The following is a 13,332-nucleotide window of genomic DNA, read 5'->3' on the forward strand; positions in this document are numbered from 1 at the left end:
AGTTATTTATGTTAAATGAAGAGAAGATTAAAATCATGAATAAACTTGCCATGTATGAACAGGGAGAAGGAAAGAAGTATCTTCCGGTGAGCCGATATTACAGAAGTGATTACATAGGACTCGCCCTGATCAAGAACTTTTTCCTGGTGACTATCGGTTATTGTTTGATCCTGGCCGGGATCGCGGCATATTTCGGAGAATATCTGGTAGACAACATTCATAAGATGGACCTGGTGGCAGTGGGAAGGAATGCAGTGATCGGATATGTAGTCGTGCTGGTCGTTTTTTCAGTGGCGACTTATATCCAGTATTCTGTCAAGTACCATAAGGCCAAGAAAAGCGTGAAAGAGTATTATCAGGAACTTACACAGCTGAATAAGATCTACAGCCGTGAAGAGAAAAAATCCTCGTTCCGGGGAGTATCAGGAGGATATAAAAAATGACAGCATTACTCGAATTGAAACAGAAAATAAAGAATTTATACGGTGAGTATGAGATTTATATCCTGCCATTTCTGAAATTCGTCCTGGCACTGGTATATTTCATATGGATCAATGCAAATATGGGATATATGGAACAGATTAATAATATATTCATCGTTCTGATCCTGGCACTGATCTGTTCGATCCTGCCTTCAGGGGTGATGATCTTTGTAGGATTTGCCATGATGCTCGCTCACGGATATGCACTTGGGCCGGAAGTTGCCGGATTTCTTCTGGTGCTGATCCTGTTTATGGCAATCCTTTTCCTGAGATTCAGTTCAGGGACCAATCTGGTACTGGTATTTACACCGTTATCCTTCGGATTCAGTGTTCCGGCACTTCTTCCTATCGGAAGCGGACTGCTCAGCAGTGCGGCATCTGCACTTCCGGCAGGCTGCGGTGTGGTTATTTATTATTTTATCCGTTTTCTGTCTGTACAGCATAAACTTCTGGAGAATCCGGACGTGCTGATGACAGATAAATTGAAACTTCTCACTGACGGGATCGTACAGAACTGGGGAATGTGGATCACAGTGATCGCATTTATCGTAGTGATCCTGCTGGTAAATCTGATCCGCACCCGCTCTTTCGATTATGCGTGGAGGATCGCCATTGTTGCAGGAGGAGTTGTTTATATTCTGGTAGTTCTCGGGGGAGGAGTTATCCTGAACCTGAACATTGATATGATCAACCTTATTGTATACACAGTGGTCTCCGTAGTTGTGGGACTGCTTCTGGAGTTTTTTGTATTTGGCGGAGATTACAGCCGTACAGAGAGACTTGAGTATGAGGATGATGAGTACTACTACTATGTGAAGGCTGTTCCGAAGGCAGCAGTTGCCACTTCTGAAAGAAGTATCAAGAAGATCAACGGTGAACCTGCCAGAGAAGAGAAAGATGCCACAGACAATGTAGTATCTTATGCGAACCCTATTTTCCACGGGGAAGAAGATGCAGTACAGCCAACAGAGGAAGCTGGACCTGTAGTGAGAAAAGCAAATGTAGACCATGTAGATTTTGAGAAAAAACTGGAAGAATCTCTGAAAGACCTGTAAGCTGCTGAAGTTGGTAATATAGCAGCAAAATCTGTACAGGGATGTTTCAGGAAGACCAGGAGGAAAGGAGAACCATATGCAGGATGTTGGAGGGAATCTGATAGAGTATTTGTCCAGAATAGCATTCCCGAAGATCAGTATCATTGATGTCATCCAGATCGCGCTGATCGCATTTTTTGTGTATCAGTTTATGATATGGATCAAATATACCCATGCGTATACGCTGCTGAAGGGTATACTGGTAGTTCTCCTGTTTATTCTTGTTGCGTATATCTTCAAAATGAATACGATCCTGTGGATCTTCTCCAATCTGGCAAGTACGCTGATCGTAGGTGTTATTGTTATTTTCCAGCCGGAGCTTCGCAAAGCTCTGGAGCAGATCGGCCAGAAGAAGATCATGGCTGCGATCATTCCTTTTGAATCTGGCAAGGAAGTCAAGGAGAGATTCACAGATAAAACCATCAGCGAACTGGTAAAGGCCTGCTTTGATATGGGAGAAGTAAAGACAGGCGCACTGATCGTTATCGAACAGAATGAGCTGCTTACAGATTATATCCGTACAGGAATCAATCTGGATGCGATCCTTACCAGCCAGCTACTGATCAATATCTTCGAGCATAATACACCGCTTCATGACGGAGCTGTTATCGTGAGGGAAAACAGAATCGTAGCTGCAACCTGCTATCTTCCGCTGTCAGATAATATGGAGCTGAGCAAGCAGCTGGGAACACGCCACAGAGCCGGCGTAGGTATCAGTGAGCAGACAGACTCGGTGACTATTATCGTTTCTGAAGAAACCGGGCAGGTATCAGTAGCCCGGAACGGGAAACTGATCCGTGGCGTGAACAGTGCCAGACTCCGTGAGATCCTGATAAAGGCACAGAACAAACAGGTTGTAGATAACAGCAAATTCCGCTATTTACTGAAAGGAAGAGGCAAACATGAAGAAGAGAAAAATCACTGATAATATCCCTCTGAAGATCATGTCTGTTGCTGTGGCTGTCGTGGTATGGCTTATTGTTGTGAATATAGACAATCCTGTAGGAACAAACTATTATACACTGACCAATGTGGAGCTGATCAATAAAGAATATGTTGAATCCTCAGATACCATCGGCAAGATGTGTATGCCGGAGGAAAAGCAGGACTCTATAAGGATCGCTATTACAACGAACAAAAAGATAAGAGATAAGATCAAAGTTTCTGATATTACTGCTACAGCAGACCTGCAGCAGGCAGTAAGCCTTGACACAAACCCGGTTATGGTACCCATCACAGTAACCTGTTCCGTGCCGGGAGTAACACCCAATGATATTAAAGTAACCCCTCAGAACCTCAGTGTGAATCTGGATGAAAAGGAAACACAGGAGTTCGTAGTGAATGTAAGCAGAGGTGATACGAAACCCGGGAAAGACTATGAAGTAGGAAGCCTGACAGCTAATCCTGAGAAAGTCAGGATTACAGGACCGAAATCTTTGGTGAATAAAATAGACAAGGTAAATGCGACCATTTCCTTGGACGGTAACACGCAGGACTTTACACAGGACGTGAATCTTACGATCATAGATAAGAATCAGGAAGCACTTTCAGATTCAGAGATGAATTCTCTCAGGATTGAGAACAATGCGAAGGTAAGTGTTACAGCCAGACTGTGGAAGATCCGTCAGGGCGTAGGTATTTCAGCAGGATATGTAGGAAGCCCGGCATCCGGCTATCAGGTTGGAACTGTAACCACAGTTCCGGATACTATCAGCGTGGCAGGAAGCACCGAAGGACTTGAAACCTTGACTCAGAATGATAACACCATCACCATCCCTGCTGACAGTATTGACATTTCCGGAGAGTCCAGGGATGTGGAACGGAAGATCAGCCTGAAGGATCTGCTGCCTGACAATGTGAAGCTGACCAGCGATTCCAGTGAAGATGTATGGGTAACCGTAAGCATTCTTCCGGAGGGCAGCAGAGAATTTACACTGTCAACCAAGGATATTGAGGTAAAGAATAAACCGGATGATCTTCAGGTAACGTTCGAGACAGCTCAGATAGAGATCAGGATCAAATCTGATACAGAAGATCTGGATGATCTGAATACAGAGACAGATATTAAAGCGTCCATAGATCTGAAGGGAAAAGAGGAAGGAAATTATAAAGTCCCTGTGACATTGAGTCTTCCTAACGGATATGAAACTGTAGAGAACGTTTCTACAGAAGTAGTGATCTCATCAGGCACCGGAACGGATGACAGCAAGGGATGAGAGGAATACAGATATGGTTAGTAAGAAAGTAACGGTCAAGAATCCGACAGGTCTTCACCTGAGACCTGCAGGGATTTTGTGTAATGAGGCTATGAAATATCAGTCACAGGTAACTTTTGACTATGACGGAGGAACCGCTAATGCCAAGAGCGTGCTGAGCGTACTTGGCGCCTGCGTGAAATGCGGGGATGAGATAGAGATTATCTGTGAGGGAAAAGATGAACAGACAGCACTGGAAGGTATGGTAAATGCCGTAGAAAGCGGTCTGGGAGAATAAGTGTTAAAGGTTTATAACAAGTACACTACAAGTACACTCTGGTGTACTTGAATAGTTATTGAGGGAGGAATTAATTGTGAAAAAAAGGTTGGTTGCAGTAACTCTCGGCGTTATTTTGAGTTTGTCAACTGTAGGCGAAGCCGGTGCATCGGTATTCAGCTCTCCTGAGGACACAGCGGCATCCCAGGATGAGATCGCAGGATCTGAAGCAGCGGAATCAGAGACAGACAGTGCAGAAACAGCAGACACATCGGAAGTACAGCCAGAGGATTCTGGTGCAGAGGATCTGTTTTCGGCAGGAGAGTATGCAGGTACTTCAGATGCAGAACCACAGGACAGCAGTTCTGCTTTTTCATCAGGAGAAGATGAGACACAGCCAGCAGCTGTATCACAGATAACAGATGCAGTACCGGCAGAGCAGCAGGATGATTCTGATGCTGTGTCAGTGAAGGCAGAGGACTGGATCAGAGAGGATGATCACTTTAAGCTCCGCAAGCCAGTGAAGAAAGACAGTGCTGACACTTCAGATGCAGCACCGGCAGACACAGTACAGACAGAAGATCAGACCGGTGAGGTGGTTCTCACAGATTCTGATACAGATGAAACCGACAATGCAGACAGTACAGATCCGACACAAGCAGATGCAGCAGATACGGAGATTCTGACCGCAGAAGATCCGGATTATGAAGATGCAGCAGATACAACAGAGGATCCGGTTCTGGATGTATCCGATGACAGTGCAGACGGGGATGCCAATGCCAGCACAGATCCGGCAGATAATACAGACAGCTTTTATACAGCAGCAGACGGACTGGTGAAGATCAGTACGGAATATAAAGAACAGGTACATACAGGCTGGTATCTTTTCGATGAGAACGGATACATGGTTACAGGACAGGCACAAGTAAATCCGGAACAGGGCACAGATATTGCTGCTACACAGACAGCAGATGCCAGCGATGGAGATGCCAGCATAGCTGCAGATACAGAAGAAACAGTTCAGTCCTGCTTCACATCAGCAGAGGATGCGGTAGTATATACAGGCTGCGAGAATGAAGCGGTTACGCCGTATACATCTACTGTAGGACAGCAGATCCGTAATAAATGGAAATGGACGGGAACTGCATGGCAGTATTACAATGCAGCAGGTACCCTTGAGACAGTAACACAGCTGGAGGCAGCACAGAAAGCCAACGGTACTTATACAGGATACTTTAAAATCGAGAATGAATATTACAGCCTGAAAGCAGACGGAACACCACGAACAGGAAATGTCACACTTACAGTAAACGGAGTGTCCAATCTCTATTATTTCGAGAAGGACAGCACCATCCCGGGAAGAATGTTCCACGAAGGCTGGAGAGTAACAGGACTTAATACTTCCAGGGAGAGATGGCTCTACTACAGCCAGGGGAAAAACCCGGCAGATATCGGTAAATACTATCAGCGTGGTGTCATTGCTACCAGACTGGATGAGAATATAAAAGGTGCTTATACATATCTGATCAGCAGCAAGGGATACCTTCTGAAAAGTACCATAAAGAAAGCTGAGAACGGCGCTTTCTATGGAACTGATAAATATGGAAGAATTTATACAAATAAGATGGTTTTGTATAAAGGATACAGATATTATTTCGGAAAAAACGGCAAACGTGCTACATGGAAGAACAGATGGGCGAAGGTCAACAACCATTATTATTACTTCGGCGGCGTTCCGGGAAGAGTTCAGGAGAAACATGGCTGGCAGAAACTTACCAATACCAAGAATCAGTTCCTGGGCTGGATCTATTTAGATCAGAACGGAAACAATTACACTAATAAGTGGACCAGCAACGGATATTATTTCAAAGCCAACGGAAAACTTGCCAGCGGTCTGACACAGATCGGAACAAAGATGTATCTCTTTGAATCATCTACGGCAGCAGCCCATAAAGGAAAAGTGTACAAGAATACAATGATCCGTTACAAGAAAAAGCTGTATCTGGCAAGTGCTACAGGTGCTCTGTATAAGGGTGGATGGAGACAGTATAATAACGGCTGGTACTATCTGAGAAATTATACACCGCTGACAAACCAGTTCAGGAAGAAAAACGGTGTAAACGGTTATCTGAATTCCAGTGGTAAATACACCACAGGATGGGTGCTTGTAAGTGATGCCAAGAACCTTATGAGATACATTGACCCAACCGGAAACGGATATGCAAAAAATACAAGCAAATGGATCAATGGAGTTCTGTATTACTTTGACAGCAACGGATACAGGATCACAGATGTTTCCGCGAAATATCCGAACGGTCCATATTATCTGGAAGTACAGAGAAAGAATGGTATCATGACTGTTTATACAGACAGTACCAAGAGAATTCCTATCAAGACCATCAGAGTATCCGTAGGTGTTCCAAGTACTCCTACACCGCCGGGTGAATACACACTCAGAAGCAGCGCAAGATGGCAGCTCCTGATGGGACCATCCTGGGGTCAGTATGGAACCCATGTAGAGGGAGCAGGAAAGGGAGGAATTTATGTTCACTCTGTTGCATGTGCACAGGCAAATTCCTTCAACCTTCCGGCAGTAGAATATAATAAACTTGGCCAGCCGGCTTCACACGGATGTATCCGTGCCTGCGTGGCAGATGCCAAATGGGTATATTATCACTGCAATGGTTCCAGAATCAATATCATCGATGGTGTGGTCACATATCACGATGCATATAAAGGACCTCTGGGTAAGAATCCTCTTACACCATTAAGAGGCGCCAAGAACTTCGATCCTACAGACCCGGAAGTATAAAAATAAATAACAACCATTACAAAAGAGGCATTTCGGAAATAAAAGTCCGAAGTGCCTTTTTGCGCCCGGCGGGACAGCGATATGTGAACAGAAACGGAGGAAGAAATGCCCGGATTAAAAGGTTCGGGTTGCATAAGCAATTGCCAGCATGTATAATACTTTTAATAAAATCGTAAAAATTCGCAAAAAAAGAAATCATGTTAACGATTACATGCTCTAAGAAAGGACAGGAAGATGAAGAAAAAGTTTCAGGGGTGGAGAAAGAAAGTCGCAGTTGGTCTTCTGGCTGCAGCTCTGTGTGGATCTCTGTCTGCACAGACGGCAATGGCAACCATGCATTATGACAGAAGACAGACAGTTGCGCAGGAACAGTTCGAATCGTCAGCAGATACTTACAGTGCATCTGCGTCAGCTGTAAGCAAAAAGGCCTGGCGGAAGATCAACGGCAAATGCTACAATGGAAGCGGAAAAGTCATTCCAGGGGCCATCACCAGAGGAATCGATGTGTCCGAATGGCAGGAAACCATCAACTGGGCGAAAGTAAAAAAATCTGATGTGGATTTTGCATTCGTGCGCATTGCTCACGGGATCAAATATCAGGATAAGAATTTCGACTACAATATGAAACAGGCAGAGCTGGCAGGAGTTCCTGTAGGAACTTACGTATACAGTACAGCTACAAATACAGCCGGAGCATTAAAAGAAGCACAGCTTGCCATAAAGAAGATGAAGGGTTATAAAGTATCCTATCCGGTAGCCTATGATCTGGAAGATGAGAAACTGGAGAAACTCTCCCCAAGGACGATATCAAGAATGGCACTGGCGTTCTGTAATGAGATACGTCAGGCGGGATATTATCCGATCATTTACTGTAATACATACTGGTATGATTATCATATAGACTGGAGCATTCTTTCCGGTCTGGATGTGTGGATCGCCAGATATGGAGATACGATCCAGGCACCGGATTCTTCGAAATATTCCTATACAGTCTGGCAGTCCACTTCAGGAGAAGCTGACAGCGGCCTGAATCCTACCAGAAAACTGATCTCAGGAATTCCTGTATGGAATGACGTGGATATGGATTTCGGCTTCGTGGATTATACGAAGGTAATAACCCCAAGGTGGCAGCCACTGGCATCTTACAGTCCTGCAGTAACTGCTGACACAGGGAAATATGGACATCTTCCCATTGGCGTGAAGAACGGCCTGAAAGAAGAAAACGGAGATACCTTCTATTATGTAAACGGTAAAAAGGTTACAGGCTGGACAGAACTGAACAATAAAAAATATTACTTTGCGCCCGAGACAGGTGCTCTTTATAAAGACCGTCTGTTTAAAGTAAACAATCAGCTCTATTATGCAGATAAAAATGGAGTGATAGCTACAGGAAAATGGGTGGAATATAAAGGGAAAACCTATTATTTTAAGGCAAGTGGAGCTGCCTTTAAAGGTATGAAGCGTGTAAACGGCAAATATTACTGGTTCCATACCTCATCTGGCTATATGTTTAAAAACAGAAAAGTGATCAGAAGCACAGGCGATATTTATTATTTCGGCAGCAATGGAGTACGGTATGAAAACGGTATGAAAAAAATAACCGAAAACGGCACAGTTCATACGTACTATTTTCACAAAGATGGAAAAGTACATAAAGGCTGGTTGACATACAAGGGTAAAAAGTATTATTTTTATAAGGGCAAAACAGAGAAGTCAGGACGAAGAGCAGAGAATGTAAGGCTGACAAGTTCCAACGGCATCATTTCGGTGTTTGATAAGTCCGGCGTTTGCATCGATCAGTATAAGAAGGAGTGAGCCGAAAATAAGCAGGATCCTGATGAGGGACTGCATTTGGGCCGCATATTCTTAAAAGAAGGGAAAAGTTATGAAAAAAATATGTAGTTTAGTTTTAGCAGCAACTGTAGCAATTTCAAGTATCGGATCAGGAGTAACTGCCATGGCTGCGACAACAACAGCAACAACATCCAAGTATGTGGTAGTACTGGATCCAGGCCATGGAGGAAACGAAAGCGGAGCCGGCGCTGTACATAATGGCAAAGTTTATAAAGAAGAAGAGATCAACTGGAAAATTGCAAACTATACCATGCAGGCACTGAGCCAGGCATCAGATATCGAAGTTCATCTGACCAAGACCAAGAAGCAGACCGTAAGCCTGATGAAACGGGTTACGACAGCCAAAAATTATGGAGCAGACCTTCTGGTAAGCCAGCATATTAATGACTCCGACAGCAGTTATTCAAGAGGCGCGTGTGTTCTGGTCTCATCAGGAACCTACAGACCATCACTGGCTGCCAAAGAAAAGAAATTCGCCAGCTATGTACTGCAGGAACTTGGAAAACTGGGAATTTCCAAAAGTGGTACAGGTCTGTTATATCGTACAAGTGAAAACGGAAGCACTTATCCCAACGGAAAGATCCGTGATTATTATGGTATTGTAGCCCAGAGTGTGGAGCAGAATATTCCAGGTGTCATCATAGAGCATGCATTTATCAGCAGCCCTTATGACGCAGTTAATTTCCTCAGCACCAATGCGAAACTGAAGAAGATCGGTGAGGCAGATGCCAGAGCCATCATCCGTTACTGTAAGCAGCTTCCGGCGAAGAAACCAACACCTGCACCGACTGTGGCTCCGGATGCATTCACAGGATGGAAAGAGAAGAATGGATATTTCTATTATTATATTAATTCCAAGAGACAGAGAAACCAGATCCTGAATCTGAATGACGGAATCTATTATGTAAATCAGGAAGGCCAGCGCCAGTATGGATGGCACACGGTAAATGGAAAAAAATATTACTTCCAGAAAGACGGCAAGGCACAGCTGGGATGGATGGAAAAGAATGGAAGTTATTATTACTTTGACCAGACGACAGGAACTATGTATAAAGATATCATGATGGTTTCCGCTGACGGAAAGCTGTACATTTTCGGTAAAAATGGAAAGAGATGCAGCAGATGGACAGAATATCAGGGAAAGAAATATTTCATTAATAAATCCGGCTATGCACAGACAGGCTGGCTGAAAGTAAGTGGAAAGTGGTATTACTTCCATAAGAAAAATGCATATATGTACAAAAACCGCACAGCAGTTACTTCCACAGGAAAGAAATATATCTTTAACTCCAAAGGTGTATGTACAAACAGAAAATAATATAATCACACAGAAATTGTAAATAGTAATCAAAAGGTCCTGAGATATATCCAGGACCTTTTGTAGATAAAGCGTACAAAGAGACAGATTAAAGAGGTAAGTATGGATAAAAAAATAGTCATCATCGGAGCCAACGATTTCCAGAAACCGTTGATCCAAAAAGCCGGTGAAATGGGATATGAGACACATGTGTTTGCATGGAGAGACGGAGCGACAGGAGCCAGGTATGCGGATCATTTTTATGATATAAGTATTACAGAACATAAGAAGATTCTGAAGGAATGTGAGAGAATAAAGCCCCAGGCTGTGGCAACCATAGGATCAGATCTGGCAAATATTACCGTGCAGTATCTGGCAGAGAAACTGGGGCTTCCGGGAAACAGCAGGGAATGTATCTGTTGTTCCACCAATAAATATGCCATGCGTCAGGCCATGAAAGCAGCTGGTGTTTCTGTGCCTTATTTCCAGGTAACAGATGGGAAAGAGACGGAGAAGATCACCGTGCCCTCATATCCTGTGATTGTGAAACCAACAGACAGATCCGGAAGCCGTGCCATTACCAGAGTGGCGAGACATGAAGATCTGCAGGAAGCGGTCAGGAATGCCATAGACCAGTCTTTTGAGAAAAAGGCGATCATTGAGGAATATCTGTCAGGGCAGGAATACAGTATGGAAGCCATCAGTTATGAAGGAACCCATACCTGTCTGGCTGTCACGAAGAAATTCACCACAGGGGATCCCCATTATATTGAGATCGGACATCTACAGCCGGCACCTCTGGAACCGGAATTAAAAGAGAAGATCATAAAAGAAATCTTTTGTGCCCTGGATGCACTGAAGATCCGAAACGGCGCGTCCCACAGTGAGTTCCGGGTAGATGAGAAGGGAAAGGTACACATCATAGAAATCGGTTCCCGTATGGGCGGAGACTGCATCGGTTCCCATCTGGTACCTCTTTCCACAGGACAGGATTTCGTGAAAATGGTAGTGCAGACTGCAGCAGGAGAGAAGCCGGAACTGAACTGCAGGCCTTTGCAGAAATGTTCTGCCATACGCTTTATTATGGATCAGAAGGATCTGGAAACATTGAAACACATAGAAGAAAAATACCCTCAGAATGTGGTGGAAAAGGTGTTGGAAGGCCAGCCGGGAACCCATCCGGTAACAGACAGTTCCAGCCGTTTCGGTTTTTATATTTTTCAGACAGATACTATGGAAGAAACAGAACAGATGCAGCTCTGGAAGTAAAGGTTGACAGCCAATACTAATAAGAGATAAGATAAAAGTAATGTCCTGCTGCAGATGGCAGCAGATTTAACCGAATCAAACAAGCAGCGAATGCGGATCATGAACATCCGCCTGACGAGGAGCAGTTTATGAAGAAACTGATGATTCTGGGAGCCAGCTATTCACAGCTCCCTCTGATAAATAAAGCCAGAGAAATGGGGATTTATACCATTGCAGCCAGTACGCCCGGGGACTGGCCGGGATTTGACGCAGCTGATGAGAGCGCTTTTGTGGATATTTCCGACCCGGAAGCGATCCTTGCACAAGCCCGCAGACAGCAGATCCACGGAATTACCACCTGTTGTCTGGACACAGGGGTTCCTGCCATTGGAACAGTGTGTGAGAAAATGGGGCTTCGGGGCCCGTCAGAAAAAGCAGCTCGAACTGCGTCCAATAAATATAAGATGAAGGAAGCATTCAGGGAAGCCGGGGTGCAGACAGCCAGACATATCTGTATCCATAACAGGGAAGAACTGGTTCATGCACTGGATGAGCTGAATTTCCCGGTGGTGGTCAAGGCTGTGGACCTGATGGGAAGCAGGGGGATTTTCCGCTGCAATACCAGACAGGAAGCTCTGGATAATTATGAGAAGACCATGGAAGCTACCAGACAGGAGTATTGCCTGATAGAGGAATTTATAGAAGGAACACTTTTCGGCGCAGAAGCTATGATGAAGGACGGAAAGCTGGTTTACTGCATGATCGATAATACGGAGAGCTTTATCAGTGCAGTGCCGACTCCGGTAGGCCATTCCATTCCATTCGAAGGTGGACAGACACTGGAGCTTCAGGCACAGGAACAGGTTCAGGCAGCCATTGAGGCAGTAGGGCTGGATAATTGTCCTGTAAACTGTGATCTGATCCATAAAGAGGGAAAGGTCTATGTAATTGAGATCACAGGCCGCGCAGGTGCTACCTGCCTTCCGGAACAGATAGGACTTTACTACGGGATTAATTATTATGAAGCAATCATCCGCCTGGCTATGGATATGGAAGTGGAGAGCCTGTTTGCACAACCGCCCTGCACAGCCAGTATTTCCCATACACTGATGTCAGACAGGGACGGAACAGTAAAGGCAATAAACAACTGCAATGAGCAGACAGAGGATATCGTAGACCTGTCCTTTAATGTCGAACCCGGGGAAATGATCCATGCCTACAGAAACGGCAGGGACAGACTGGGCCAGGTGATCGTCAAAGGCAGCAGTCTGCCCGTATGCCGGGCAAGGCTTGCAGAAGTTTTGGCGAAAATAGAGATTGAATTTGAAGAGTAATTATGGGAAAATGAATTATTATGAAAAAATATGCTGAGAAAAAGAATGCAGGGCTTTTTATAGTACTGCATATCAGTCTGCTGTTCAGCTCCCTGAGCGGTGTGTGCTCGAAGATGGCAGCAGCCCAGACTGACTTGAAAGGCTTTGGTATGTGGTATTTCGCAGTACTTCTGATCATGGCAGTTTATGCAGTGATCTGGCAGCAGATCCTGAAGAAACTTCCGCTGACAGTTGCCTATGCAAACAAGCCGGTGAGCCTGATATGGGGAATGGTTTGGGGAACACTGATCTTTAAAGAAACAATAACCTGGAATATGATCCTGGGTGCAGTGATCATTTTCGCAGGAATCTATCTGGTGGTGACTGCTGATGAATAGTTTACAGATTTCCATATGCATCCTGATCCTGTCCGTATTTATCGCGTCTGTATCCCAGATCCTGCTGAAAATATCTGCAAATAAGACTTATTCCTCCAGGATCAGGGAATATCTGAATGTTTACGTAATCTTCGGATACGGACTTTTATTTCTCTCTACACTGCTCACCATGATCGCACTGAAAAGAGTGCCTTTGTCCTGGTCACCTGTAGTGGAATCCAGCAGCTACATTTTTGTATCTGTAATGGGATATCTGGTGCTGAAAGAGAGATTTACGAAAAAGAAAATGACGGGACTGCTGGTGATCCTTATCGGGATTCTGGTATTTTCCCTTTAAGAGATCGTTACAGAGAAGAGGAAAA

Annotated in this window: 12 protein-coding genes; all 12 read left to right on the forward strand. The window is 44.6% G+C overall.

Going from position 1 to position 13,332, the window contains the following annotated elements; all coding sequences use genetic code 11:
• Positions 1 to 8: 8 nt before the first annotated feature.
• Entirely contained in the window at positions 9 to 443 is a 435-nt protein-coding gene (locus R8695_RS02230; RefSeq protein WP_118510551.1) for a hypothetical protein, read from the forward strand.
• Positions 440 to 1,537 (forward strand): hypothetical protein, encoded by a 1,098-nt coding sequence (locus R8695_RS02235; RefSeq protein ID WP_118510549.1) that lies wholly within the window; start codon positions 440 to 442, stop codon positions 1,535 to 1,537. Before R8695_RS02230 ends, R8695_RS02235 begins: the two co-directional genes overlap by 4 nt.
• 76 nt (positions 1,538 to 1,613) lie before the next feature.
• Positions 1,614 to 2,501, forward strand: coding sequence for a diadenylate cyclase CdaA (gene cdaA, locus R8695_RS02240; RefSeq protein ID WP_118510547.1), 888 nt, complete (start codon positions 1,614 to 1,616; stop codon positions 2,499 to 2,501).
• A complete protein-coding gene (locus R8695_RS02245; RefSeq protein ID WP_154780408.1) occupies positions 2,479 to 3,792 on the forward strand; it encodes a CdaR family protein in 1,314 nt (437 codons plus the stop codon). The genes cdaA and R8695_RS02245 overlap by 23 nt, the downstream gene beginning before the upstream one ends.
• A 13-nt stretch (positions 3,793 to 3,805) precedes the next feature.
• Positions 3,806 to 4,069: an HPr family phosphocarrier protein gene (locus R8695_RS02250; RefSeq protein ID WP_118510653.1), complete on the forward strand. Its 264-nt coding sequence runs from the start codon at positions 3,806 to 3,808 to the stop codon at positions 4,067 to 4,069.
• 76 nt (positions 4,070 to 4,145) lie between these two features.
• Positions 4,146 to 6,860, forward strand: a complete 2,715-nt coding sequence (locus tag R8695_RS02255; protein ID WP_167829763.1) for a L,D-transpeptidase family protein — start codon at positions 4,146 to 4,148, stop codon at positions 6,858 to 6,860.
• 234 nt (positions 6,861 to 7,094) lie between these two features.
• Entirely contained in the window at positions 7,095 to 8,675 is a 1,581-nt protein-coding gene (locus tag R8695_RS02260; protein WP_154780407.1) for a glycoside hydrolase family 25 protein, read from the forward strand.
• Between the two features lie 70 nt (positions 8,676 to 8,745).
• On the forward strand, positions 8,746 to 10,032 hold the full coding sequence (locus R8695_RS02265; protein WP_118510539.1) for an N-acetylmuramoyl-L-alanine amidase: 1,287 nt from the start codon (positions 8,746 to 8,748) through the stop codon (positions 10,030 to 10,032).
• 102 nt (positions 10,033 to 10,134) lie between these two features.
• Positions 10,135 to 11,280, forward strand: a complete 1,146-nt coding sequence (locus tag R8695_RS02270) for an ATP-grasp domain-containing protein (protein ID WP_154780406.1) — start codon at positions 10,135 to 10,137, stop codon at positions 11,278 to 11,280.
• Between the two features lie 128 nt (positions 11,281 to 11,408).
• Complete coding sequence (locus tag R8695_RS02275; protein WP_154780405.1) at positions 11,409 to 12,593, forward strand: ATP-grasp domain-containing protein; 1,185 nt, start codon at positions 11,409 to 11,411, stop codon at positions 12,591 to 12,593.
• Positions 12,594 to 12,613: 20 nt separating this feature from the next.
• The gene (locus R8695_RS02280) at positions 12,614 to 12,970 is read left to right on the forward strand and encodes an EamA family transporter (RefSeq protein ID WP_118510533.1); all 357 of its coding nucleotides are present in this window, start codon (positions 12,614 to 12,616) and stop codon (positions 12,968 to 12,970) included.
• Positions 12,963 to 13,307: an EamA family transporter gene (locus R8695_RS02285; RefSeq protein ID WP_243139532.1), complete on the forward strand. Its 345-nt coding sequence runs from the start codon at positions 12,963 to 12,965 to the stop codon at positions 13,305 to 13,307. The genes R8695_RS02280 and R8695_RS02285 overlap by 8 nt, the downstream gene beginning before the upstream one ends.
• Positions 13,308 to 13,332: the final 25 nt, after the last annotated feature.

Origin of the sequence: Blautia luti (assembly GCF_033096465.1) — a bacterium.
Lineage (GTDB): Bacteria > Bacillota > Clostridia > Lachnospirales > Lachnospiraceae > Blautia_A > Blautia_A luti.